This is a genomic window from Cellulosimicrobium sp. TH-20 (genome assembly GCF_002105775.1).
Taxonomy (GTDB): Bacteria; Actinomycetota; Actinomycetes; order Actinomycetales; family Cellulomonadaceae; genus Cellulosimicrobium; species Cellulosimicrobium funkei.
This window is the reverse complement of record NZ_CP020857.1, coordinates 2,284,250-2,307,680: the sequence shown is the minus strand read 5'-3', so window position 1 is coordinate 2,307,680 and position 23,431 is coordinate 2,284,250. Positions and strand designations below refer to the sequence as shown.

The window sequence follows — 23,431 nt, the reverse complement described above, 5'->3', positions numbered from 1 at the left end:
GCCCCGAGACGAACCCCCGCGGGGTCTCGCCCGCTACGCGACGTGCGTCACACCGGGCATCGGCCACGCCCAGTCGTCGATCGACGCGCGGGCATCGGGCATCAAGACGAAACGACGAAGGCCCGGTCACCGTGATGGTGACCGGGCCTTCTTCTGTACCCCCAACGGGATTTGAACCCGTGTTACCGCCGTGAGAGGGCGACGTCCTAGGCCGCTAGACGATGGGGGCCTGTGGAGCTTCGTACCGTTTCCGGTCCGTTTCTCCGGTGAGAACTCTACCTCATGTTTCTCGCGGTCTTGACCGCGAGCTCCAGAGCCGGAGCTCTTCGCTGGGGTACCAGGACTCGAACCTAGACTAAGTGAACCAGAATCACTCGTGCTGCCAATTACACCATACCCCAAGGGGGTAACCGATCCGCGTCGGGAAGCCGGGACGACGAGTCATAGACCCGTCCCCTGGCTCCCTCCCGTGGAGGTCCCACCGGCCGAGAACATTACCGGACATGCCGACGCGGACCAAATGCGCTCCGCGCGCCCGAGCGGCCCGGCGACGCGCGCGTCCTGCGGTCGACGGGCACGGCCGCCGTCTGGCACCGTCGGGGCATGAGCCCTGGAGACTCCCTCGACCCCGGTTCGCGCGCCGACCGGGCCGCGTCGTTCGAGCACGGTGCCGCGCAGTACGCCTCCACCCGGCCGTCCTACCCGGACGCGGCCGTCGACTGGCTCGTGCCCGACGGCGCGCACCGCGTCCTGGACCTCGCCGCCGGCACCGGGAAGCTCACGGAGCGGCTCGTCGCGCGCGGCCTCGAGGTCGTCGCCGTGGAGCCGTCGGACGCGATGCGGGGCCGTCTCGCGGAGACCGTCCCCGAGGCCGAGGCGCTCCCCGGATCGGCGGAGGCCGTCCCGCTGCCGGACGCGAGCGTCGACGCCGTGCTGGTCGCCCAGGCGTGGCACTGGTTCTCCCCCGCGGCCCAGCCGGAGATCGCGCGCGTGCTGCGGCCCGGCGGCCGGCTCGGCATCGTGTGGAACGTCCGGGACAGCTCGGTGGACTGGGTGGGCCGGTTCACCGAGATCATCCACCGGGGTGACACGCTCGAGCACAGCTACCGGGAGCCCGCGCTCTCCGAGCGCCTCTTCACGACGCCCGAGCACCGCACGGTGCCGTGGGCCGACCGGGTCACCACGTCCTCGCTGCGCCCGCTCGCCGCGTCGCGCAGCTACCTCCTGACCCTCCCGCCGGCGCGGCGCGAGGAGCTGCTGGACGAGATCGACCGGCTCGTCGCGACCCACCCCGACCTCGCCGGCCGCACCGAGGTGGATCTCCCCTACCTCGCCCAGTGCTGGCGCGCGGACGTGCGCCCCGACGCACCGGGCGCAGCATGAGCGGCACGGGCGCACGCGGCACGATCACGGGCGACGACGTCCGGGTGGCCGTCCGATGGCTCGCCGACCGCCTCGTGGACCAGCCCGTGTCGGCGTTCGACGCGCAGGCCGGTCCGGTCCGCTGGTCGTGCTGGACGACGACGGAGCACGTCGTGGACGACCTCCTCGCCTACGCGCTCCAGCTCGCGGCGCTCCCCGCGCTCGCGTACGTGCCGCTCGTCGGGCCCAAGGGCGAGGGCGAGATCGCGCACGTCGACCGCGCGGCCGGGACGGCGGGGCTCGTCGAGGCGCTCGTCGGCGGCGGGGAGCTGCTCGCGACGCTCGCCGAGACGCGGCCCGCGGGCGCGCGCGCCTTCCACCCGTACGGGGTCTCGGACGCCGACGGCTTCGCGGCGATGGGGGTCGTCGAGGTCCTCGTGCACGGCCACGACGTCCTGCTCGGGCTCACGGACGCACCCACCCCGTTCCCCCCGGGTCTGGCGGCCCGGGCGCTGACGCGCCTGTTTCCCGACGTCGAGACGGGTCCGGACGAGGGCCCCGACGCTGTGCTCCTCTGGGCGACCGGCCGGGACGAGCTCCCGGGTCGGCCCCGGCGCACGCGCTGGCGCTGGGACGCGAGCGTGCGCGCGGACACGCCGGGCTGAGCCGGCCCGTCAGCCCGACGCCGCGGCCGCAGCCGCCGCGATGCGGCGCGCGGCCGAGGAGAGCGCCGTGCCGTCCTTCCAGACCATCCGCAGCCGGCGGTCCAGCTCGAGCCCCGGCACCGCGACCCGCACGAGAGCGCCCCGCGCGACGTCGTCGGCGACGGCGAGGCTCGACAGCACGGCGACCCCCCCGCCGTGCTGCACGGCCGTCTTCAGCGCCGCGGTGGAGCCGAGGTAGGGCAGGTGGTCCGGCAGGCGCTCGCCGAGCGCCGCGAGGCCGCGCTCGAGCGTCTCGCGCGTGCCCGAGCCGCGCTCGCGCACGACGAGCCCCCCGGACAGCAGCTCGTCGACGCGCACGGCGCTGCGGCGCGCCCAGGGATGTGCGGGGCCGACGACCACGACGAGCCGGTCGTGCGCGACGGTGCGGCTGCGCAGCCCGCGCCGCAGCGTCGCGCTCTCGACGAACCCGAGCTCCACGCCGCCGTCGAGCACGAGGTCGGTCACCTCGCGGGAGTTGCGGACGACGAGCTCGACGTCGGGAGCCCCGCCGCCCGGCGCCCCCTCGAGCGCGAGCCGCGCGAGCCAGCGCGGCGCCAGGTACTCCGCGACCGTGAGGCTGGCCGCGACGCGCACCCGGGCCGCCGGGGCGTCGCGCAGCGCCGCGACGGAGGTCTCGAAGCGGTCGGAGGCCTCGATCACCTCGCGCGCCCACGCCGCCGTCGCGCGGCCGGTCTCGGTGAGCCGGGACCCGCGCGTCGTGCGCTCGAGGAGGTCGAGGCCGAGGCGGCGCTCCAGCGCGCGCAGGCCTGCCGACGCCGTGGGCTGGGCGACGCCGAGCGCGCGGGCCGCCGCGCTGATCGACCCGTGCGAGTCGGTCGCGACGAGCAGCTCGAGCGCGGAGAGGGACGTCCTGTCGCGGGCGGTCGGGGCCATAGGTCCACTCTATGCCTCGCGAGGGAAGTCGCTCTTCTGCCGCCGCACCGGCCGCAGCACGCTGGAAGCATGAACCACCCTGCACCCCCCTCGACGCGCGCGGGGGCCCTCGCGACCCGAGGCGTCCCGGCGGTCACGGCCGCTCCCCCGGCGCCCGCCTCTGACCGGCGCCCCGACGCACCGCGCGGGCCGCGCGCGCTCGTCCCCGGGCTCGTCCTCGTCGGCGCGGCGACGCTCCTCGTGCTCGCGGGCGCGCGCCTGGTCCCGACGGTGTCCCCGCTCGTCGTCGCGCTCGTCCTGGGCGCGCTCGTCGCCCCGGCGCTCGGCCGGCTCGCGACGACCCGGCGGGGCGGGGCGACGGTCGCCGCGACGCGTCCCGGCGTCGCGTGGACGTCGCGCGTCGTGCTTCGGGTGGGCGTCGTGCTGCTCGGCTTCCAGCTCTCCCTCCCGGAGGTGCTGGGGCTGGGCTGGCGCGGGCTCGTCGTCGTCACGACGACGCTCGCCGTCACCTTCGCGGGGACGCTCGCGCTCGGCCGCGTGCTGCGCGTGCCGCGCGTGACGACGCTGCTCGTCGCGACCGGCTTCTCCGTGTGCGGGGCCGCCGCGATCTCCGCGATGCAGGGCGTCGTGGACCGGCCGGGTCGCACGCCCGACGAGGTGCGCGAGGACGACGACGGCGTCGCCACCGCGCTCGCGCTCGTCACCGTCTACGGCACCCTCGCGATCGTCGTGCTGCCCTGGCTCGCAGGACTGCTCGGGCTCACCGACGACCGGGCCGGGCTCTGGATCGGCGCGAGCGTCCAGGAGGTCGCGCAGGTCGTCACCGCGGCCGGGACGATCTCCGCGCCGGCGCTCGCCACGGCGACGGTCGCGAAGCTCGCGCGCGTGGCCCTCCTCGCGCCGCTCGTCGCCGTCGCCGGGGTCGTCGTGGCCCGCGGAGCCCGACGCGCGGCGCCGGCGCTCGCGACCACGAGCGCGCTCGGGGCGCCGGGCGCCGCGCCGTCGACCGGTGCGGAGGTCGGCGAGTCCCGCGGCGTGGGCACGGGTGCGGGGGCCGCTGCGGGGGCCGGGAAGCGACGCGTCGCCCCGGTGCCGTGGTTCGTCGTGGGGTTCGTGGCGGCGGTCGCGCTCCGCAGCCTCGGGGTGGTGCCCGCGCCGGTGCTCGCCGTCCTCGTCACGGCCTCGACGCTCGCGTTCGTCGCGGCGATGTTCGCCCTCGGGCTCGGCGTGGACGTGCCAACGCTCGTGCGCACCGGGCGGCGGTCGCTCGTGCTGGGCGCCCTCTCCGCGGTGCTCGTCACCGCGACGGCCCTCGTGGGCGTCCTGCTCCTCGCCTGACCGCCCCACGAGAAAGCGGCCCGGTCCCGCGAGGTAGAGGCATGGTGGGCCGAGGTAGAGGTCTGGTCATGACCAGACCTCTACCTCGCGGAACCAGGGCTCTACCTCGCGGGACCAGGGCTCTACCTCGCGGGACCAGGGCTCTACCTCGCGGGACCAGGGCTCTACCTCGCGGGACCGGGGCTCTACCTCGCGGAGCGGGGGCTGTGCCTCGCAGGGCCGGGGGTTACCTCGGCGCGGGGGTCTGCGCGGCCGCGACGCCGAGCGTCGCGGGGAGGTCGTCGAGGCCGTGGACGACGTGCACGCCCGACGCGCGGGCCGACGTCGGGTCCTCCGGGTGCGGGCCGCCGCGACGGGTGCCGGGGCGGTCGAGCCACACCCCGACGAGGCCCGCGGCGAGCGCGCCGCGCGCGTCGACGTCGAGCTCGTCGCCGACGTACGCGGTGCGGGCCGGGTCGGTGCCGAGACGACGGCACGCCTCCGCGAACACGCGCGGGTCGGGCTTGCCGAAGCCGAGCGTGTCCACCCCGACGAGCAGCGGCACGTCGGCCAGGCCCGCGGCCGCGAGCTTGCGGGTCTGGAGCTCGACGCGCGCGTTCGTCAGCGAGCCGACGCGCACCCCGGCCCCCGCGAGCGCGTCGACCACTCCGCGGGAGTCGGCGAACGCCGTCCACGACGCCTCGAACGTGCCCCAGAAGAGGTCCTTCCAGTCGACGTACGCCGCGTCGTCGAGCAGCTCGCCGCCGAACGCCGCCTGGAGCTCGTTGGCGCGCGCCATGCGCTGGGCGTCGAAGTCGACCTCGCCGCGCGTGTACGCGCGGTAGTGCCCGTTGGGGTCGGCGCGCCACAGCGCGAGGACGTCGTCGTAGCGCTCCTCGGGCAGGTGCGGCAACCACACGCGCGACGCGGCGGCGATGGCCTGCGCGAACGCGGCACGCGTGTGGACGAGCGTGTCGTCGACGTCGAACAAGACGCCCTCGAGCGGCGCGCCCGCCGAGGCCGCGGCGTCGGTCACAGCGCGTCCCGCAGGCGCACGAGGCGCTCCAGCGTCGAGCCCTTGCCGAGCAGCTCCATCGACTCGAACAGCGGCGGGGAGACGCGGCGGCCCGTGAGCGCGACGCGCAGCGGCGTGAACGCGAACCGCGGCTTGACGCCCATGCCCTCGACGATCGCGTCGCGCAGGCGCTCCTCGATGGCGGCGGTGACGAACTCGTCGTCCTGCAGCATGTCGAGCGCGGCGATCGCCGCGGCGAGGATGTCCTTCGCGTCGTCGCGCAGGGCGCCGCGCGCGTCGTCCTCGACCGTGAGCGCGTCGTCGGCCGTGAAGAGGAAGCCCAGCATCCCGACCGACTCGCCCAGCAGCACCATGCGCTCCTGGACGAGCGGCGCGGCCGCCGTGAGGATCTCCTGGTTGCGGGGCGACAGGTCGGCGAACGAGTCCGCCGGCACGAGCCCGCCCGCGTGCAGGTACGGGACGAGGCGGTCGCGGAAGTCCTCCGGCACGAGCATCCGCACGTGCGTCGCGTTGATCGCCTCGGCCTTCTTGAGGTCGAAGCGCGCCGGGTTCGGCAGCACGTCGTGCACGTCGAACGCCTCGACCATCTCGGTGACCGTGAAGATGTCGTGGTCCGGCGAGATCGACCAGCCGAGCAGCGCGAGGTAGTTGAGCAGGCCCTCGGGCGTGAACCCGCGCTCGCGGTGCAGGAACAGGTTGGACTCGGGGTCGCGCTTGGACAGCTTCTTGTTGCCCTCCCCCATGACGTACGGGAGGTGGCCGAACTCCGGCATCACGTGCGCGACGCCGATCTCCAGCAGCGCCCGGTACAGCGCGATCTGGCGCGGCGTCGAGGACAGCAGGTCCTCGCCGCGCAGCACGTGCGTGATGCCCATGAGCGCGTCGTCCACCGGGTTCACGAGCGTGTAGAGCGGCTGCCCGTTCGCGCGCACGAGCGCGTAGTCCGGGACCGAGCCCGCCTTGAACGTGATCTCCCCGCGCACGACGTCGGTGAACGTGATGTCCTCGTCCGGCATCCGCAGGCGCAGCACCGGCTCGCGGCCCTCGGCGCGGAAGGCGGCCTTCTGCTCGTCCGTGAGGGTGCGGTCGAAGTTGTCGTAGCCCTTCGTCTTGAGCCCCGCGGCGGCGTTGCGCGCGTCGGACTCCTCCGGGGTCGAGAACGACTCGTACACGTACCCGCCCTCGACGAGCCGCGCGATGACGTCCTGGTAGATGTCCGCGCGCTGCGACTGCCGGTACGGCTCGTGCGGGCCGCCCACCTCGACGCCCTCGTCCCAGTCGAGCCCGAGCCAGCGCAGCGCGTCGAGGAGCTGCTGGTAGCTCTCCTCGCTGTCGCGCGCGGCGTCGGTGTCCTCGATGCGGAACACGAACGTGCCGCCCGTGTGCCGCGCGTAGGCCCAGTTGAACAGCGCGGTGCGGATGAGCCCGACGTGCGGCGTCCCGGTCGGGGACGGGCAGAAGCGGACGCGGACAGGCGAGGAACCAGGTGCGGGGATCACGGCTCCCAGCCTAGTTGCCCGACGCCGTCCGCCGCCCGGGCGTCCGGAGTCGGGCCCGTCCTCGTCTCAGTCCGGGACGGTCCCCGCCGCGCCTCCCGCGCGTCCGGCCCGCCACGACCGCGTCGCCACGACCGCCGCCCCGAGGGCGGCGCCCGCGAGCGCGCACCCCGGGACCAGGATGATCGCCAGGACGACGGCGTACGCCAGCACCTCGCCCGGGGGCACGTTCCCGGAAGCGACCGCGAGGACCGCGAGCACGACCACGACGACGCACGGGACGACGGCGCCCCAGCCCGCCCACCGCGCGACGACGCGGCCCGGACCGCGCCCCACGGTCAGCCGCGCCGGACGACCGGGTTGCTCAGGACGCCCAGCCCCTCGACCTCGCACTCGACGCGGTCGCCGACGTCGATCAGCCCGACGCCCGCGGGGGTGCCGGTGAGGATGACGTCACCGGGCAGCAGGGTCATCGCCTCGGAGACGTACGACACGAGGAACGGGATGTCGAAGATCATGTCGCTCGTGCGGCCGTCCTGCTTGACCTCGCCGTTGACGCGGCTGCGGACGCCGACGTCCTCCGGGTTCAGGTCGGTGTCGATCCACGGCCCGAGGGGGCACGCGGAGTCGAAGCCCTTGGCGCGCGCCCACTGGCCGTCGGTGCGCTGCGCGTCGCGCGCGGTGACGTCGTTCGCGACGGTGTACCCGAGCACGTACGCCGGCGCGGCCTCGGGCGACACGTCCTTCGCGAGGCGCCCGATGACGACCGCGAGCTCGGCCTCGTACGAGACCTCCTGCGAGAAGTCGGGCAGGACGATCGGGTCGTCCGGGCCGACGACCGACGTGTTCGGCTTGAGGAAGAGCAGCGGGCTCGTCGGGACGTCGTTGCCCATCTCCTTCGCGTGGTCCGCGTAGTTGCGGCCCACGGCGACCACCTTGGAGCGCGGGATCACCGGCGCGAGGAGCCGGACGCCGTCGCCCAGCTCGACGCGCTCGCCCGTCGGCGTGACGGGCATGTAGAGCGGGTCGCCCGTGAGGACCGCGAGGTAGGTGCGGTCCCCCTCCTGCTGGACGAGGGCGTAGCGGGGGTCGTCTCCGGTGGTGAATCTCGCGATGCGCACGGGCCCAGGCTATCCGGCCGTGCCCGGTCGATCACGCGCGGGCGAGGACCTCGCCGTTGAGGACGGCGAACCAGCCCGCGGGCTCCTCGGCCCAGCGCAGCCAGTCCTGCGCGAGCTGCTCGAGCGCGACGTCGTCCGCGAGTGCCGACTCCTTCGCCTGGACGGCGAAGTTCGACGCGACGCACCGCTCGGCCCACAGGCCGCCCCACCACGTGCGGTCGGCGGGGGTGGCGTAGCACCAGGTGCTCGCGCTGGGCTCGATCCCGTCGAGCGGGAACCCGGCGTCCTGCACCCAGGAGAAGAGGCGACGGCCGGCGTCGGCCTCGTACCCGTAGGCGTGGGTGACCTCGTGGTAGAGCGTGTTCCACTCGGTGAGCCCCGGTGACTCGGGGTACCAGGTCATGGCGGCGTAGTCGGCGTCGCGCACGGCGACGAGGCCGCCCGGCTTTGTGACGCGCCGCATCTCGCGCAGCGCGCCGATCGGGTCGGACAGGTGCTGCAGGAGCTGGTGCGCGTAGACGACGTCGAACGTGCCGTCGGCGAACGGCAGCTCGTAGGCGTTCGCGTGCTGGAACGAGATGTTCGCGGTGCCGCGCTGGGCGGCGAGCTCGCGCGCGCTGTCGAGGACGGCCTCGGACGCGTCGACGCCGACGACCCGCCCGTCGCCGACGCGGTCGGCGAGGTCGACGGTGACCGTGGCCGGGCCGCAGCCGACGTCGAGGAGGCTCATGCCGGGGCGCAGGTGCGGCAGGAGGAAGCCGGCCGAGTTCTCGGCCGTGCGCCAGCGGTGCGAGCGCAGCACGGACTCGTGGTGGCCGTGGGTGTACGACTCGGACTCCTGCGCGGGGTCGCTGCCTGCCCCGGTGGGGGCGTCGGCGTGGTGCTCGGCGGCCTCGTCGGCGCCGTGGGGGGTGTGCGTCATACCCGCACCGTAGGCCGCGGGTGCGGCGTTCTCGACCCCGTTCTCACACTCTGGGCGCCGGTCGCCGCGCGGCTCCTCCCCGGCGTGGCGGCGGGGTGGGAGCGCGCCCGCGCACGGACAATCCCCCCATGACGGCCGCGACCGGCACGACCTCCGCCCCCGGCGACCCCGCTCGCCCCTCAGCCGGCTTCGCGCGGCGCCACGCCGCGCTCCTGCTCGGCGGGCCGGGCCGCGTCACGGGGCTCGACGTCGCGCGCGGGGTCGCGGTCCTCGGGATGTTCGCGGCGCACGTGGGCTTCACGACGGACGACTTCGGCGAGGTCTCCGGCTGGCTCTCGCTGTCGCACGGCCGCTCGTCGGTCCTCTTCGCGCTCGTGGCCGGGGTGTCGCTCGCCCTCGTCTCGGGCGGACGCACCCCGCTCGACGGGCTGCCCGCGCTCCAGAACCGCACCCGGGTCCTCGTGCGCGCGGTGCTCCTGCTCGCCCTGGCCGGGCTGCTGGACCTGCTCGGCACGCGCGTGCTGCTCATCCTCGGCTTCTACGCCGCCTACTTCGTGCTCGCGCTGCCGTTCCTGCGCTGGCGGCGCCGGGACCTCCTGGTCCTCGCGGGCGTAGTAGCCGTCGTCGGCCCGGTGCTCGCCCTGTGGCTCCCGGAGGTGCTCGCGCGCGGCGGGCTCCACCTGCCCGACGACGGGTCGGGCGCGCTCACGGACTTCCTCGTCTCGGGGCACTACCCGGCGGTGGTGTGGATGGCGTACGTGCTCGTCGGGATCGCGATCGGGCGGTCCGACCTCGGCGCGAGGACGACGCGCGTCGCGCTGGTCGCTGGCGGGCTGCTGGCGGCCGGGCTCGGGTACGGCGTCTCGGCGGCGCTCACGGGTCCGCTCGGCGGGGCGCAGGCCGTGGAGGACGCGGCCGCGGTGTGGTCGAGCGCGTACCGGCCGGAGCCGCTCGGGTGGGAGGACCCGTGGCCGACGAGCGCGTACCTCTGGCTCGCGGGCCCGCACACGGACACGCTCCTCGAGGTCGTGGGGTCGGGCGGGTTCGCCGTCGCGGTGCTGGGGCTGTGCCTGTTCGCGGGCCGGGTCGGTCGCTGGGCGCTCGCCCCCGTCGCCGCGGTCGGCGCCATGGCGCTCACGGTCTACTCGGCCCAGATCGTCGTCCTGTGGGCGTGGGGCGACGCGGCGTACGAGCAGACGACGAACGGGCCGCTCCTCGCGCTCGTGCTCGCGACGCTGGTGGTCGCGACCCTGTGGCGCTGGGCGATCGGGCGCGGCCCGCTGGAACGGCTCGTCGCGTCCGTCGCGGCGCGCGCCTCCGCCGTCACGTCGTCGCGCGGGCCGACGTAGGGTCGGCCGCATGACCACCACGAGCGACGACACCGCACCCCGCCCCGCCCTGCGCCGCCTGGGCCGGTCCGGCCTGGCGGTGTCCGCCGTCGGGCTGGGGTGCAACAACTTCGGGCGCCCCGCGACGGCGACGGAGACCCTGGAGGGCACGCGCGCCGTCGTCGACGCCGCCCTCGACGCGGGCGTGACGTTCTTCGACACGGCCGACACGTACGGCGGCCGCCCGGGCCTGAGCGAGGAGCTGCTCGGCCAGGCGCTCGGGTCGCGGCGCGACGACGTCGTCGTGGCGACGAAGTTCGGCATGTCGATGCGCGGGGCCGCGGGGGCGGACTTCGACGCGCGCGGCTCGCGCCGCTACGTCGTGCGGGCGGTCGAGGGCTCGCTGCGCCGCCTCGGCACCGACCGCATCGACCTCTACCAGTTCCACACCCCCGACCCGCAGACGCCGATCGACGAGACGCTCGCGGCGCTCGACGACCTCGTGCGCGCGGGCAAGGTTCTCTACGTGGGTCACTCCAACCGGGCCGGGTGGCAGATCGCGGAGGCAGAGCTCGTCGCGCGCGCGGCGGGCACCGTGCGGTTCGTGTCCGCGCAGAACCAGTACAACCTTGTCGACCGCGCGGCCGAGCTCGAGGTGCTGCCCGCCGCGGCGGCGTACGGGCTCGGCGTCCTGCCGTACTTCCCGCTCGCGAACGGCCTGCTCACCGGCAAGTACGCGCACGGCGCGCGGCCCGACGACGGCCGGCTCGTGCGCAGCAAGCCGCACCTGCTCGAGTCCGCGCCCTGGGAGGCGCTCGCGCGGCTGGGCGCGTTCTGCCAGGTGCGCGGCATCACCGAGGTGCAGGTCGCGTTCGGGTGGCTGCTCTCCCGGTCCCAGGTGTCGAGCGTCATCGCGGGTGCGACGAAGCCCGAGCAGGTGCGGCAGAACGCCGCCGCGGGTGCGTGGCGGCCCACGGCCGACGATCTCGCGGAGCTCGACGAGATCTTCCCGCCGCTCGGGAAGGTCGCACCCTTCTGACCCGTCCCGCCGCGCTCCCGCGGGCGCGGCGGCCGGTCGTGTGGCCCGACCGCGACCGGCTGCCTACCGTGGGGGCATGGCCTCGTGGGAGGACGTCGGACGGGTCGTGGCGGTGCTGCCGGGCACGGACCTCAAGGACGCGCGCCGGTGGACGGTGCACGGCAAGCTCTTCGTGTGGGAGCGCCCCCTGCGCCCGCGCGACCTCGACGAGCTGGGCGACGCGGCCCCGGCGGAGCCGCCCGTCGCGCTGCGCGTCGCGGACGAGGGCGAGAAGGCCGCGCTGATCCAGGACGACCCCGGCACGTTCTTCACGACGAGCCACTTCGACGGGTACCCGATCGTGCTCGCGCGGCTCGACCGGGTCCCTGTGCCGGAGCTCGAGGAGCTCGTGCAGGACGCGTGGCTCGCCCGCGCCCCGCACCGCCTAGCGCAGGAGTACCTGCGACGCACGGAGTGACGCCTGCGCACGTCGGAAGAGGCGTCACCAGGAGAAGACGGCCACCGCGTAGTTCGCCCACGTCGGCTCCAGCGCCACCGTGACGTCCTCCGGGTCGTGGACGGCGTACACGAGATCCCACTCGCCGCTCGACCCCCGCGCCACGAGGTCGGGACGCTCGAGCAGGACGTCCGGCGCGTAGTCGTACACCCGGCGGGCCACGAGGCCGCCCGACACCGGCTGCACGTCGATGCTCCCGGGGTCGACGGCGCGGCCCGTGCCGTTCGTCAGGCGCACCCGGACACGCACGGAGTCCGGCGGGTCGCCGTCGCGCACCGCCGCGTGCTCGCTCGGCGTGTACGCCTGCGGGGCCGAGACCGAGACGACGAGGCCGTCGGCGTACCGGACCGAGTCGCCGAACCAGACGCGGTCGGACACGGCCGTGATCTCCGGGCCGTCGTCGGACCCGCCGCCGAGCGGGTACCCGCGCAGCGAGCTCCCCACGCCGTAGCCGGGACCGGCCGCGGGCACGACGTCGACCGCGACCCAGGTCGTGACGACGACCGTCCCCGCGAGCAGCGCGACGAGCGCGCGCGTCGCCCCCGGCACGCCGCGCGTGCCCCGACGCCAGGCGACGGCGCCGACCGTCAGCACGACGGCTCCGGCGACGGGGTAGAGCCAGCCCACGTGCGCCCAGCCCCAGCGCGCCGTCATGGCCTCGGTGACGAGGACGGCCCCGACGAGCAGGACGCCGAGGCACGCCGTGACGAGCACGCCCGTCCCCGGCCGTCGGACCCGCGCGGGCTGCGCCGTCGGTGCGGGCTCGGGGTCGCCGGGGGCCGGGCGTTCGCCGCCGTCCGCGGGCGGCGAGGGCTCCGCAGGGCCGGGTGCCGACGGCGCGGGCTCGCGCTCCCCCGCCGCGCCGGGCGCCGTGCCCCAGGCGGGTGCGGGCGCCGCGTCGTCGGGCGGGGTCCTGGGGTCGCTCGTGCTCACCGGTCCGTCCCTCGGTCCCGTGCGTCGGTCAGTACGCGCTCACGCGCGTGACCTCGAAGGTCGCCGTCTTCATGGCCTCGAGGTTCTCGGAGTCGATGAAGTCGAAGGCCTCGACGGTCGTCGACTCGCCCGGGGCGAGCTGGTCGGTGTAGACGAAGTCGGACTCGACGACCGTGCCGTCGGCCGCGACGGCGTCGACGTCGAGGTCGAACGTCAGCGGCTCGTCGGAGGTGTTGGTCAGCGTGAGCGGCAGGGCCGACTCGACCCAGCCGAACTCGTCGGCGGTGCCCTCGAACGTGCCGACCTCGACACCGAGGTCGTTCGCGAGGATCTCGTCCGTCGACTCGCCGAGCGCGCGGTCGGAGTCCTCCTGGATCTCCGAGAGCGTCTGCTCGTACTGCGACGAGGCCTCGTTCGCCGCGACGACGAAGAGGACCCACACGAGGATGGTCACGAGCACCGAGACCACACCGAGCACGATCGCCGCGATGGAGAAGCCCTTGCCCGACCGGCCCTGCTTCGCCTGCGACAGCCCGACGAAGCCGAGCACCACGCCGGCGATGCCCATGACCGCGGCGAAGATGTTGACGAACGGGATCCAGCTGCCGAGGAAGCCGAGGATCGCCAGCACGAAGCCGACGATCGCCATCGTGCCCGTCGACGGCGCCGGCGCCGTGTACGCGGCGTAGCCGTTCCCGTACGGGCTCCCGTAGGGCTGCTGTGCGGCGCCGTAGGGCTGCTGGGCAGGGTCGCCGTAGGGCTGGCCGTACGGCTGCTGCGCCCCGGCGTCGGGGTAGGGCTGCGCGTACCCCTGCGCCGGGGACCCGGCAGGCTGGCCGTAGCCCTGCTGCCCGTACGCGGCCTGAGGATCGGCACCGTAGGGCGGGTGGCCGGGGTCTCCGTAGGGCGCCTGCTCCGGCGTGCCGCCGTACCCGGGCGCGGCGTCGGGCGAGCCGTACGGCTGGGGCTGCGGCTCTCCCTGCGACGCCCACGCGTCCTGCCCCTGTCCGTGCCCCTCCTGCGCCGGGTCGGAGCCCTGCGGCCGGTAGGGGTCGAACTGGTACGGGTCCTGCGGTGCCGTGGGCGGCTGCGACATGGTGCTCCTCCGCGGCCTCGCCGCGAGATCGGTCGTTCGGGTCGGGGTGGCCGGCCGACGCGCGGTCGGCCGGCCGGACGCGCCGGGTATTCACAGCACGTTCACGGCCATTCTTCCCGGTCGCGCCCACATCGGGAAAACCGCGCGGCGGGTGAAAGTCCGCCGCGCCGACGCCCCATAGCCAGGCCGCCGAGATCTCCTCCAGCTCCGACCGCGACGACGGTATGTCCCCCGCGAGCTCACGCAGCTCGCCCCCGACCCAGCCGCGGCCTCCGCGCCCAGACATACCGCCCCCGACCCGGAGCCGGCTCCCGGCCGCGAGCGCCGCGGGGGTGGCTCGACAGCCCCCGCACCCTCGAAGCGAGGGCCCCGACCGGGGCCCCACGACCCGAGAGGACGACCATGCCCGAGCACCACAGCCCCCGACGACGCGCCCGCCACCAAGGACGCCCCTGGTGGCACCGAGAAGCCGCGACCACCGCCCTACGCCTCGCCCTGATCGCCCTCGCCCACCACTGGCCCTGGTAGCCCACGCCCGTGACCCCACGCCCGACGTCGACGAGCACCCCCTCGACGACCAGCCCACCGAGATCCCCACACCCCCGAGCTCACGCAGCTCACGCAGCTCACGCAGCTCACGCAGCTCACGCCCGACGGTATGTCCCACCAGCTCCCCGTCGACGAGCAGCTCGAGCCCGACCAGCAGCTCGACGACCGCGGCCACCCCCCCAGACATACCGCCCGGGCCCCGGCCCGACGAGCCCCCACCCCGACGGCCGCCCGCGAGCGCCCCACCAGCCGCGAGCGCCGACGTCGACGAGCGACCGCCGCGGCCGCGAGCGCCCCACCAGCCCGCGCACGACGACCGCGACGAGACCCGGAGCACGACGACGTCGCCCCCACCGAAGCCCCGCGTCGACGCGGGCCCCCAGCAGCAGCCCGACAACCCGGGCGCGCGCTCGAGCTCGAGGAGAGCTCGAGCCAGACCAGCGCGACGGTATGTCTCCCCCTAGCTCGACGAGCTCGCCGCCCAGCTCGACGACCACGAGCCCCCGGACATACCACCGCCGGCTCAGCTCGAGGAGATCCCACGGCGGTATGTCTGCCTGGGGGCTAGCTCGACGAGCAGCTCACCCGGGGACCGCGCGGGCCAGGGCCAGAGCCAGGACATACCGTCCCCCAGACCCCAGCCGGCGAAGCTCCGACGCCCGACCCCGCGGGACGGCCGGGTCACCCCAACGCAGCGACCGTCGCCACGAGCCCGCCGACCGTCACGACGACCCCCACGACGTCGACGACGAGCTGGAGCACCGCGAGCGCCCGGCTGTCTCCCCCGTCTTGGACCTGCGACCCGCCGCGGACGGTCTGCGAGCGAGGGCCGCCGCCGCGGTCGACCTCGACCGCGAGCACGGCGCCTTCCTCGACGACCTGCTCGAACTCGTCCCCCGCGGCCGTGCGCGTCCAGGTCCACGAGCGCCGCGGGCCCCGCGCGCTCACCCGCACGCGCTCCGCGTCAGGAGGCCCCCAACCGGGCCACCAAGGATCAGTGCCCCCAGGCTCCTCCCACGAGGGCTCCCACGGCTCCCACGTCTCCCACGGGCCCTCTGAGGCCCCTCCCGGGCCGCGAGCGCCACCCAGGCCGTGATCCTCCGGAACGCGGCCACGCGCGCGCTCCCCTACCTGCTGAACCTGATCTGCGATCACCATGGCGCGCATGGTGGAGCACGTCGGACCGTAGCGTCGCGCCCTGCTCCAGATTCACCCGTACTGCGGGCCCTTTCGGGGCTACCTTCGGGACATGCCGGATGGAGCCGAGGTCGTCGCTGCTACTGCTGCCTGCGTCGCAGCAGCAATCGTCGCTTGGCAGTCGTGGGAGACGCGGAAGAGTGCGAATGCCTCGCGCGAGGCGGCCCAGGCAGCAGCAGCAGGTCTAGAAACCGCGAATGACGCGCTCGAGATCGCGCGGCAGGAGGAAGGCCATAGCAGGGCACTCGTCGTAGAGGCTCATCGAGCTCGCATCGACGCGACACTTCCAGCTATCTCGGTCATCCCTCAGCAGACGATCTTCTGGCCACCGACGCTCTCGCCGAATCCCTACCAGGCCAACTCCTGGGAACGCTGCCCACTGGACGCGTCTTTCACGCTCCCCGCCGACGCACGCAAGGCGCTCGGTGTCCAGGGCCGCATTGGGATCTACAACGGCAGCCAGAGAGTCGTCCAACTGCGAGTCGACTACCTGCCGATGGACGGTGGAGAGAGGGTCTACGACCGGGTCGTCACGCTGGCCCCAGGTGCAGATCACTCGATTGAGTTTCTCGCCTGGACCTGGATCGAACACTGGGTGACCCAAGAGGATGCCGCAACGCGGTCATTGGAGGGGCAGCCACCTGGAGTCTCCTACTCTGATCAGCTCGACAGTGGGGGGAGCATCAGCTGGTCGTTTGCGATCAGCCATGCCCCGATCTACCAAACGCACGATTCAGAGCCCGGGCGCTACCGCCTCATTTCGGCCGAACCTTCGCCCGGCCGAAGCAGTCCCGGCTCACCGAGCCTCATCGTTCAACGGGAGTACCGAACGTACTGGCTCTCACGACCGGATGGCATAGAACTTCCATCCCCTGAAGTGGCCGAGTAAAAATCTACGGTTCCGGACTCTCCTCTGGCGCATCGTTGGGAGAGGTACGTGGCAGGTCTTCGGGGCGAATGTGGTCGCCGAGCCCATGTACCATCCATTGCCCGAACTCAGGCCTCCAGACAAGCGTCACCACCGCTGCTGCGAGGACCACCTGCTCCTCTGTTACCTCGTACGATTGTTCGATGTTGGAGAGAATCTTGACGTACGCAACGTCCGAGGCATCGTGAGCCCTGTTTGCCCTGCTTCCAAAGCCCGGGTTCTGAATAGCCTCGAGGCCTTTCGCGGCCTCTGAAAAATCTCCCCAGGCGTCGAGCGACTCCGGAGTGACAAGATTGTGGAGCGCATTCGAGTACTGCACCGGGTCTCGCAGCGCTTTGAGGAACAAGATGCCCACGGCGACTGGGTCGTCGAGACTCGGTTCAGGCAATGCCGCGGCGGCTTCTTCGTCGCTAGCGAACCGTCGACCCTCGTAGTCAGGGTCACGCGGGTCCTCCGGTTGGTTGCTCATGCTTGACCATAGCCAGCCCCCGCCCGAGGGCTCAACGCCGGACGACGCCAGCGCGCAGGAAATCACCCGAGCCTCTGCCTGAGGGCCACTTGCGAAGCGCTGGGACGGGGCCAGCACCGTTCTGGTGCGTCCATGGGCGCCGATGCCCGATCATGGGGCGCATGGTGCAGCAGAAGCGCGTGATCGTGACCGACGACTTGGACGGCACGGAGGGTGCGAAGCCCTACCGGTTCGCGTGGCAGAACACCGTCTACGAGATCGACCTCAACGACGAGCACCGCGACGAGCTCCTGCGCGCGCTCCAGCCCTTCATCGACGCCGGACGACGCGCTGGACGGCGCACCGTGCCCGCCGCCAGTGGCGACGACCGGGCAGCGATCCGTCAGTGGGCGCGCGAGAACGGGCACGAGGTGTCTGACCGCGGCCGCATCTCGGCCGCCGTCGTCGAGGCGTACAACAACCGCTGACCCGGGGCCGCGAGCGCCGAGCGGCGAGGCCCTACCCGACGAGGCGCAGCCGCGTGCGGCGCGTCGACGCTGCCGGGCGCGCTTGGCCGTCGACGGCGTCGACGAGCGGGCTTCCCGGCATGGGCAGGGTGAGTGTCCAGCGGTCCGTCATGCCGCGTGCCGTGCGAGCGACGTCGAGTTCGCAACGACGCAGGTAGCCGGCCCCACGGTCCGGCCCCGCCCAGCGGCGCTCGACGACGTCGAGACGCACCGCGGCCTGATCCCACGGTGAGACACTCACCAGCCCCGAGCCGCGTTCTCGCGCGCGGGCGAGCAAGCGGCGTCGCTCGGATGGGCTGAGGTGGGCGTCGGGGCCTACTACGACGTAGGTCATACCGTCCAGGAGGGCCGCGACGACCCAGGAGGGCCGCGACGACGCCCGCAGGGTCCTCCCCTACCTTGGGGACCAGGGCGACGCGGTCGAGCGCCACGCCCGCGTCGTTGGCCGCGAGCATCCCGACGTCGGGCGCGCCGACGACGGCGAGCCAGTCCGAGGTGCCCTGGGAGGTCGCGAGTAGCGCGAGCAGGAGCGACGTCGAGCCCGTCACGACGCTCGCTGTGCCACGCGGCAGGCGCCCGTCGTCGAGAATCGCGCCGAGCGGCCGCAGGCCGTCGTCGAGGTCGACGACGCCCGGCGTCGACGCGCGCACGCCCGTGCGTAGCTCGGCGCGACGCAAGGTCGCGCGAGCCACCTCGAGCGGGTCGAGCGCGGTCGTCGTCACCCGTCCAGGCTACGCCGCTGTTCGAACACGTATTCCCCTGAGCGAGACGCGAGAGATCGTTGGGAATGCTGGCTTTCTGCATCGTGGACGGTGTCTGTCACGCGGCAGGCAGTGCGAGGGCGCGGGCCCGTGTCTGCGGGCCCGCGCCGGACACTATCGGGGTAGCGGCGTTACCTCGATCCCGATCCACTTGTAGCCGTCTTGGTCGGGGGTCGGCTCGTAGGTGAGGTGCACTCGCTTACCGACGTAGAGCTGGTCGGTGCGCAATCCGCCGCGGAGCATCGGGAAGAAGATCCAGACCTCATGGCGATCGGTGTCGGTCGTGGCGACCCCATGGGACTCCTCGGGGAGCCAGGTCGTGATGGTGGCGAGGTCCGCGGCAGGGGGCTTGTCGCTGGCGCTCATGCGGTCAGCCTGACGGTCTTGCAGACGTAGAGCGAGGCAGGCAGGGTCTTGCCTCCCGAGCGGATGGTGAACGTGAACTGGTCATCGAACTTGAATGTCGCAGGCACGCTGTTCATCGAGAACCCGCCGTGGAACCAGTAGGTCTTGCCCACGTTGGCGTGGCGGGCGTTCATGCCGAGGGAGATCCCGTTACGCCAGCCCTTGGCACCACGCTCAGTGACGGTTGAGTTGATGATGCTCTTCAAGCCGTCGCTCAGACGCAGCCCCCAGTGGACCTTCTTGACGGGGCAGTTGTTCTGGATGCTGAGCCGATTGTTGGCGTCGACGAACTCGCGGTCAGCCTTGCACTTGATCGAGACTGTCGCCGCGGTCTTCATCGCGGTGACGACACCCCCGCCGCCCTGGGGTGCGCCCGCCTCGCGCAGCGCCGCCCCGACTGTTGTGTCGAGCGCGAGCTGGCTCTCAGCCTCACCGGCGGGCAGCACCTGTGCGGTGGCGTCAGCGTCGAGCATGATCTCAAGGTCGCTCGCCACCTCGTGCTGCTCACGTTCGGTCAGGTCGTTGACGTCGACGACAAGGGTGCTCAGGTCTCCGGGCCCCTCACCGACGTCGATCACTAGGACCTCGGCCTGAGGATCGAGGCCATCAAGCACGGCCACGTCCGTGGTCGGGTCTTGTGTGGCGGTGCTCGATTCCTGCGCGGCAGCCGTGGGAATGGATGCGGCGCAGAGCGCCATCACGGTGACGAGTGCTGTGGTCGAGCGCCTCATCTGCTGCTTCATGCCTGGCGGTCTCCTTCGACTGAAGCGTCTGGCCCCCTGCGGGCCGACGCGCCCCACCGTGGCAGTCACCTCGGCCAGGTGCTCGCCCAGACACAAGATCGAGGACCTTTGTCACCCGTTCGGGGCTGAATGGCCTTCGGGCCGTCTTCCGGCCTCGTACCCCCGCTACGCGCCGCTGGCCGCGGGCTCCTCTCCTCCTCGTCAGGCCCGCGTCGACAACAACACCCTGGAGAACATCCGGGTGCGACGAGATGTGCGGGCTCAGCAGTTGCGTCGCCTACGTCGACGACGCCTTGGCGAGAACCCAATAGAACTGGTGTTCGACTACGATTGTGTCGTGGGTACTCGTCGACGTCCGCCTCCGGGCGGCTGACCGTCCGGCATCGAGACGGTCCCGATGCGCGACCACGCCGATGAAGCGCCCGAGCTCGCGCGGCGCGGCGAGCGGATCGTGCGACCGGCCGAGGGCATCCCGGTGCGCGCGTGGGTCACGCAGCGCCAGAGCGGCGAGGCCCGCGTCGACGGCGAGGCCGTCGCATGGGCGGGCCGCCAGGTCCACGTGCGCTACCTGTTAACCGGCTATCGGATCTGTTTGTGCAGGTCAGGTAGTTGAGTGGAGCCTCGAGTTGCCCGTAGCGACTGCTGCAGAGCCGGGCGGGCCGAGGTATCCCGAGACAAGGAACACGTTCGGGCGTACCGTCCCAGGCACCAGCAGGGGGCTGCAGGAGTTCGCGCACGCTCCCGACGAGAGAGGAGCGTGGAAATGAACGAATCGATCGCTTTGCGTACACGCAAGGGGTTGATCCCCCTTGCCGTGCTGGCAACGATCCTGGTTGCCCTACTTGTCGGCGCTCGCCCGGCAGCCGCAGCAGCGGCGTGCGCAGCTGCTGAGAACGCCCAGGCCGAGGTTGCCCAGCTTCACGTCGCCAGCGAGCTCCAGGGCATCGATGAGCGGGGCGCTGTCGACACTGATGACGGCGGGGTCATCGTCACGCCGCAGGTCATCACCTGGACGCCCTACGACGGTTTCCACATCACGTCGTCTGCGAACTGTCAGTCTCGTATGGCGTACCTGAAGAAGGTGGCACCGGACTTCAAGTCATGGAAGTGCCAGCGGTTCTACGTGCCGGGCTGCCCGACCGGGTACTACTACTGGATGGTCATGGTGGGGACGAACTACTGAGCGCCATCACCGTGATCGAAGGGCTGCAGCCGGGGTCACGAGTGGTGGCCGCCGGACTCCCCATTGTGGTCGAGGGCGAGACAGGCCTCGCCCTCGACCCGGAACATGCGCAGACTGCCCCTTACGACTCGCCATGGACGGTAAGGACCACGTGGCCCGATCCACCCGAGCCCACCCTTCGACCTGACGAGCTGCTGAAGGTGCACGGGATCTGGGACGGCTCCGGCATCGCCGTCTCCCGCGTGACCGTCACGCGCGAGGAACCCAAGCCCCTCCAGCAGAGAGCCTCTGCCGGCAGACCGATCGAGCCATCGCGCTACGCCATCCTGAGAAAGGCGCTCGACGCGCTCACGGCCGCAGACCTGCTCGCCGCAGCGCACACCACGCCAGGGAGCGACCTCGTCGGCGACTTGTGCGTGTTCGACGCCCCCACCGCCCAACGCGTGCTGCGCGCGGAGGGCATACCAATCACCCAGTTCCGGATCGTCCGGTGCCAATGGACCCGAACCGAGCTGGGGACGGCCCGAGGCCTGTACGCGCACGTCCCCGACGAACTGCTCAGCGCCTTCGGCGAAGCGGTAACAGAGCAGGTGCAGCCGCAGGTCCTCCTCGAGGTGAAACTCGTGACACCAGACCTTGCGCGAGCGGTCTCTGATCTTCCAACGGGCCTTGTCAAGGTGACGCCGTACATCCGACCTGATGCCTGAGGGCACGGGCGTGGCACCGACGCATGAGCCCGACGAGGACCGAATAGCCGGGGAATACGTCTCGCGCGAGGGAAGCGAGGGCTGGGCGTGGCTCTGGGCAGACGCCGTCGAGCGCCGCTGAGCCCAGACGCGACGAGCCCCGACCAGCTCAGGGGGTAGCCGGTAGGGGCGTCGCCGTGCGGGAGCGTATCGGCCCCCACCGACAGCGAGCGCCGAGGGCGTAGCGTGTGCGCGTGCGAACCCAGTTCAGCCACCACTACGAGCGGCCCGACGACGACGAGGTCAACACCGCCCTGCGTGAGGCGACGGTCGTGCTCGACACCAACGTGCTGCTCGGCCTCTACCGCGTCTCCCCTGACCCTGCGCGCCACGCGACTCAAGGTACTGAAGGCGATCGGCCCCCGGCTCTTCCTCCCCCACCAGGTGGGCATCGAGTTCCACCGCAACCGTCGCGAGGTCGCGGCCGGGATCGGCACCGCCTACGAGACGGTCCGCGCGGCGGCGGACGCGCTCCAGAAGTCCGTGAAGACCTTCGGCGGCGGCGAAGGCCGCTACGACGAGACGACCACCCGCGTGAAGGAGCTCATCAACCCGCTGGTCAAGGCGATCGTCGACGGACTCGATGAGCTCGAGAAGGACGACCCGCACCGCATCGACCAGAGCGACGACCCTGTCCTCGCCGAGCTCGAAACACTGCTCGACGACGACCAGGTCGGCCGAGCCCCTCGGGCGAAGAAGGTCGCGAAGCGTGCCCGCGACTTCGAGACGGTCCGCGTCCCCTTGCGCCTACCCCCGGGGTTCGACGACGCGCACAAGATCACTGGCCGCGGCGTGTCCGCGGCGGCGGGTGACTACCTGCTGTGGTGCGAGGTGCTCGCCCACGCCAGGAAGAACGGGACCGACGTCGTCCTCATCACCGACGACGCCAAGACGGATTGGTGGCAGAAGGTCCCGGGCGGGCGCGACGTGCCGCACCCGCTCCTGGTGTCGGAGTTCCAGCGCGAGACGGGACAGAGGTACTACCAGCTCTCCACGCGCGAGCTCTTGAGGAAGGCTGACGACGCCCTCGCCATCTCCGTCACGTCCCAGAACCTGGAGGAGGAGGACGAGCTCGCGGCGGCGGTCGAGGCCGAGCGGGCCCTGGAACGGATCACCGACTTCCGGGGCCGTCTCACCGTATCCGCGGCAGCGTCCGCCGTCGAGAACGATCTTCTCCGGACCTATGGCCCCAGTTGGAACCTCTCTGACAGCGACCGGGAGCGTCTGATCGCGGCAGCGAGCCGTGGGTTGAGCTCGCAGATCCACGAGGTGGGTCACCTCTTCGGCAGCCACTACAAGGTGCCGTTGACGCCCGAGATGGCGGAGGCACTCCGGGCGCTGCGCCAACAGCTCACGCACGCAGACTTCATCCGACACGAACGCTCAGAGCAAGAACCACCGCCCGAAGAACCGGATGACGAGGGCACAAGCTGAGCGAGATTCAGCAGCCCTCCAGTACACGCTCGATGGCGTCGGCCTCGGCCGCGGTGACCCACAGGCCGTACGCGCTCTTCACCGCGACCTGCGCAGCGACGTACTCACATCGGTAGCCCTTGGCCGGGGGGAGCCACGTGGCGGCGTCGCCCGCTCCCTTCTGCTGGTTCGTCGGTCCGTCGACCGCACGCAGGTTCAACGGGTCGTTGGCGAACTGCTCGCGGGTCTCAGCACTCCACTTCTGGGCGCCCTTCTGCCATGCGTCGGCGAGGGCGACAACGTGGTCGATCTGGACGGCCGAGGACGTGTCCTGCCCGCGCTCGAAGTTGATCGACTGCCCGGTGTAGGGGTCCTGGAGCGTCCCGCTCAGGACGACGCAGCCGTTCGTGCCCTGCTTGAAGGTGACGGCAGTGAGGTCGCGGCGCAGCACGTCGTTGCGGGTGTCGCATCCGTTGCGGTCGGTGTCGGCCCAGGCAGGCCCGAAGAGGTCTCGGTCGTAGCCGGCCTTGGGCGCGCGGCCCTTGACCTCGAGCTCATCGAGTAGCGCCCGAACCTCCTCGACGTCGACGGAGGGGTCGGGTGATGCGGTGGCGTCCGGCAGTTGCGCGGAGCTGCCCGCCGTCTCGCGGAGTTCGTCGAGCAGGGCTGGGAAGTCGTCGCGCGCCGTGGCGATGCCTGCGCACGCGAGCGCGGCGACGACGAGGGTCGAGATGGTGACGGTTCGTTTCCGTGGCACGCGTCCTCCTAGGGCTTCCCCGTGGGCTCT

The 23,431-nt window shown here is 72.6% G+C and carries 26 protein-coding genes and 2 tRNA genes; 12 read left to right on the top strand and 16 right to left on the bottom strand.

What is annotated here, in order from left to right; genetic code table 11:
• Positions 1-156: 156 nt before the first annotated feature.
• Positions 157-229, bottom strand: a tRNA-Glu gene (locus B8281_RS10120).
• 100 nt (positions 230-329) lie between these two features.
• Positions 330-401 (bottom strand) — tRNA-Gln (locus B8281_RS10115).
• 202 nt (positions 402-603) lie between these two features.
• On the opposite strand from B8281_RS10115, the gene B8281_RS10110 reads away from it, so the two are divergent.
• On the top strand, positions 604-1,383 hold the full coding sequence (locus B8281_RS10110) for a class I SAM-dependent methyltransferase (protein WP_043656645.1): 780 nt from the start codon (positions 604-606) through the stop codon (positions 1,381-1,383).
• Entirely contained in the window at positions 1,380-2,027 is a 648-nt protein-coding gene (locus B8281_RS10105; protein WP_043656671.1) for a hypothetical protein, read from the top strand. Before B8281_RS10110 ends, B8281_RS10105 begins: the two co-directional genes overlap by 4 nt.
• Before the next feature lie 9 nt (positions 2,028-2,036).
• Here the strand turns inward: B8281_RS10105 and B8281_RS10100 are convergent, their stop codons facing one another.
• Positions 2,037-2,960: a LysR family transcriptional regulator gene (locus B8281_RS10100; protein ID WP_085387639.1), complete on the bottom strand. Its 924-nt coding sequence runs from the start codon at positions 2,958-2,960 to the stop codon at positions 2,037-2,039.
• Positions 2,961-3,029: 69 nt separating this feature from the next.
• Between B8281_RS10100 and B8281_RS10095 the strand changes: the two genes are divergently transcribed.
• Positions 3,030-4,298, top strand: coding sequence for a YeiH family protein (locus tag B8281_RS10095; protein WP_085387638.1), 1,269 nt, complete (start codon positions 3,030-3,032; stop codon positions 4,296-4,298).
• A gap of 226 nt (positions 4,299-4,524) precedes the next feature.
• Here B8281_RS10095 and B8281_RS10090 read toward each other — a convergent pair whose 3' ends face one another.
• The 5 genes from B8281_RS10090 to B8281_RS10070 all read right to left on the bottom strand — a co-directional run bounded on the left by B8281_RS10090 (position 4,525) and on the right by B8281_RS10070 (position 8,852).
• On the bottom strand, positions 4,525-5,313 hold the full coding sequence (locus B8281_RS10090) for an HAD family hydrolase (protein WP_085387637.1): 789 nt from the start codon (positions 5,311-5,313) through the stop codon (positions 4,525-4,527).
• Positions 5,310-6,812, bottom strand: a complete 1,503-nt coding sequence (gltX, locus tag B8281_RS10085) for a glutamate--tRNA ligase (protein WP_198163047.1) — start codon at positions 6,810-6,812, stop codon at positions 5,310-5,312. Before gltX ends, B8281_RS10090 begins: the two co-directional genes overlap by 4 nt.
• 66 nt (positions 6,813-6,878) lie before the next feature.
• Complete coding sequence (locus tag B8281_RS10080; protein WP_085387635.1) at positions 6,879-7,145, bottom strand: hypothetical protein; 267 nt, start codon at positions 7,143-7,145, stop codon at positions 6,879-6,881.
• A gap of 2 nt (positions 7,146-7,147) precedes the next feature.
• The gene (locus tag B8281_RS10075; protein ID WP_034654511.1) at positions 7,148-7,930 is read right to left on the bottom strand and encodes a fumarylacetoacetate hydrolase family protein; all 783 of its coding nucleotides are present in this window, start codon (positions 7,928-7,930) and stop codon (positions 7,148-7,150) included.
• Positions 7,931-7,961: 31 nt separating this feature from the next.
• The gene (locus B8281_RS10070; RefSeq protein ID WP_043656661.1) at positions 7,962-8,852 is read right to left on the bottom strand and encodes a methyltransferase domain-containing protein; all 891 of its coding nucleotides are present in this window, start codon (positions 8,850-8,852) and stop codon (positions 7,962-7,964) included.
• Between the two features lie 128 nt (positions 8,853-8,980).
• Between B8281_RS10070 and B8281_RS10065 the strand changes: the two genes are divergently transcribed.
• The 3 genes from B8281_RS10065 to B8281_RS10055 all read left to right on the top strand — a co-directional run bounded on the left by B8281_RS10065 (position 8,981) and on the right by B8281_RS10055 (position 11,676).
• Positions 8,981-10,201 (top strand): heparan-alpha-glucosaminide N-acetyltransferase domain-containing protein, encoded by a 1,221-nt coding sequence (locus B8281_RS10065; RefSeq protein ID WP_051028303.1) that lies wholly within the window; start codon positions 8,981-8,983, stop codon positions 10,199-10,201.
• A gap of 10 nt (positions 10,202-10,211) precedes the next feature.
• Positions 10,212-11,219 (top strand): aldo/keto reductase, encoded by a 1,008-nt coding sequence (locus B8281_RS10060; RefSeq protein WP_085387634.1) that lies wholly within the window; start codon positions 10,212-10,214, stop codon positions 11,217-11,219.
• A 76-nt stretch (positions 11,220-11,295) separates the two neighbouring features.
• Positions 11,296-11,676 (top strand): MmcQ/YjbR family DNA-binding protein, encoded by a 381-nt coding sequence (locus B8281_RS10055; RefSeq protein WP_034654507.1) that lies wholly within the window; start codon positions 11,296-11,298, stop codon positions 11,674-11,676.
• Between the two features lie 24 nt (positions 11,677-11,700).
• Here B8281_RS10055 and B8281_RS10050 read toward each other — a convergent pair whose 3' ends face one another.
• From B8281_RS10050 to B8281_RS10040, 3 genes are all read right to left on the bottom strand, one after another.
• Positions 11,701-12,648 (bottom strand): hypothetical protein, encoded by a 948-nt coding sequence (locus B8281_RS10050; RefSeq protein WP_034654504.1) that lies wholly within the window; start codon positions 12,646-12,648, stop codon positions 11,701-11,703.
• Positions 12,649-12,676: 28 nt separating this feature from the next.
• Positions 12,677-13,744: a DUF4190 domain-containing protein gene (locus tag B8281_RS10045; RefSeq protein ID WP_085387633.1), complete on the bottom strand. Its 1,068-nt coding sequence runs from the start codon at positions 13,742-13,744 to the stop codon at positions 12,677-12,679.
• Between the two features lie 1,230 nt (positions 13,745-14,974).
• Positions 14,975-15,241: a hypothetical protein gene (locus B8281_RS10040; protein ID WP_085387632.1), complete on the bottom strand. Its 267-nt coding sequence runs from the start codon at positions 15,239-15,241 to the stop codon at positions 14,975-14,977.
• Between the two features lie 301 nt (positions 15,242-15,542).
• Here B8281_RS10040 and B8281_RS19275 point away from each other — a divergent pair, with 301 nt between their 5' ends.
• A complete protein-coding gene (locus B8281_RS19275) occupies positions 15,543-16,379 on the top strand; it encodes a hypothetical protein (RefSeq protein WP_137281010.1) in 837 nt (278 codons plus the stop codon).
• A gap of 4 nt (positions 16,380-16,383) precedes the next feature.
• On the opposite strand, the gene B8281_RS10035 is transcribed toward B8281_RS19275, so the two are convergent.
• The gene (locus B8281_RS10035) at positions 16,384-16,887 is read right to left on the bottom strand and encodes a hypothetical protein (RefSeq protein WP_128082837.1); all 504 of its coding nucleotides are present in this window, start codon (positions 16,885-16,887) and stop codon (positions 16,384-16,386) included.
• A 161-nt stretch (positions 16,888-17,048) separates the two neighbouring features.
• Here B8281_RS10035 and B8281_RS10030 point away from each other — a divergent pair, with 161 nt between their 5' ends.
• Positions 17,049-17,354: an Lsr2 family protein gene (locus B8281_RS10030; RefSeq protein WP_034654496.1), complete on the top strand. Its 306-nt coding sequence runs from the start codon at positions 17,049-17,051 to the stop codon at positions 17,352-17,354.
• Between the two features lie 31 nt (positions 17,355-17,385).
• On the opposite strand, the gene B8281_RS19270 is transcribed toward B8281_RS10030, so the two are convergent.
• The 3 genes from B8281_RS19270 to B8281_RS10015 form a co-directional block, all read right to left on the bottom strand.
• Positions 17,386-17,727: a hypothetical protein gene (locus tag B8281_RS19270; RefSeq protein WP_137281009.1), complete on the bottom strand. Its 342-nt coding sequence runs from the start codon at positions 17,725-17,727 to the stop codon at positions 17,386-17,388.
• A gap of 541 nt (positions 17,728-18,268) precedes the next feature.
• Complete coding sequence (locus B8281_RS10020; RefSeq protein ID WP_034654493.1) at positions 18,269-18,520, bottom strand: hypothetical protein; 252 nt, start codon at positions 18,518-18,520, stop codon at positions 18,269-18,271.
• The gene (locus B8281_RS10015; protein WP_034654492.1) at positions 18,517-19,302 is read right to left on the bottom strand and encodes a hypothetical protein; all 786 of its coding nucleotides are present in this window, start codon (positions 19,300-19,302) and stop codon (positions 18,517-18,519) included. Before B8281_RS10015 ends, B8281_RS10020 begins: the two co-directional genes overlap by 4 nt.
• 397 nt (positions 19,303-19,699) lie before the next feature.
• Here B8281_RS10015 and B8281_RS10010 point away from each other — a divergent pair, with 397 nt between their 5' ends.
• The 4 genes from B8281_RS10010 to B8281_RS09995 all read left to right on the top strand — a co-directional run bounded on the left by B8281_RS10010 (position 19,700) and on the right by B8281_RS09995 (position 22,665).
• Complete coding sequence (locus B8281_RS10010) at positions 19,700-19,915, top strand: hypothetical protein (RefSeq protein WP_043655110.1); 216 nt, start codon at positions 19,700-19,702, stop codon at positions 19,913-19,915.
• A 150-nt stretch (positions 19,916-20,065) separates the two neighbouring features.
• On the top strand, positions 20,066-20,485 hold the full coding sequence (locus B8281_RS10005) for a hypothetical protein (protein WP_034654486.1): 420 nt from the start codon (positions 20,066-20,068) through the stop codon (positions 20,483-20,485).
• Positions 20,486-20,496: 11 nt separating this feature from the next.
• Positions 20,497-21,192, top strand: coding sequence for a hypothetical protein (locus B8281_RS10000; protein WP_085387631.1), 696 nt, complete (start codon positions 20,497-20,499; stop codon positions 21,190-21,192).
• 423 nt (positions 21,193-21,615) lie between these two features.
• Positions 21,616-22,665: a PIN-like domain-containing protein gene (locus tag B8281_RS09995; protein ID WP_157446611.1), complete on the top strand. Its 1,050-nt coding sequence runs from the start codon at positions 21,616-21,618 to the stop codon at positions 22,663-22,665.
• A 7-nt stretch (positions 22,666-22,672) separates the two neighbouring features.
• Here the strand turns inward: B8281_RS09995 and B8281_RS09990 are convergent, their stop codons facing one another.
• On the bottom strand, positions 22,673-23,401 hold the full coding sequence (locus B8281_RS09990; RefSeq protein ID WP_081895958.1) for an HNH endonuclease family protein: 729 nt from the start codon (positions 23,399-23,401) through the stop codon (positions 22,673-22,675).
• Positions 23,402-23,431 lie beyond the last annotated feature (30 nt).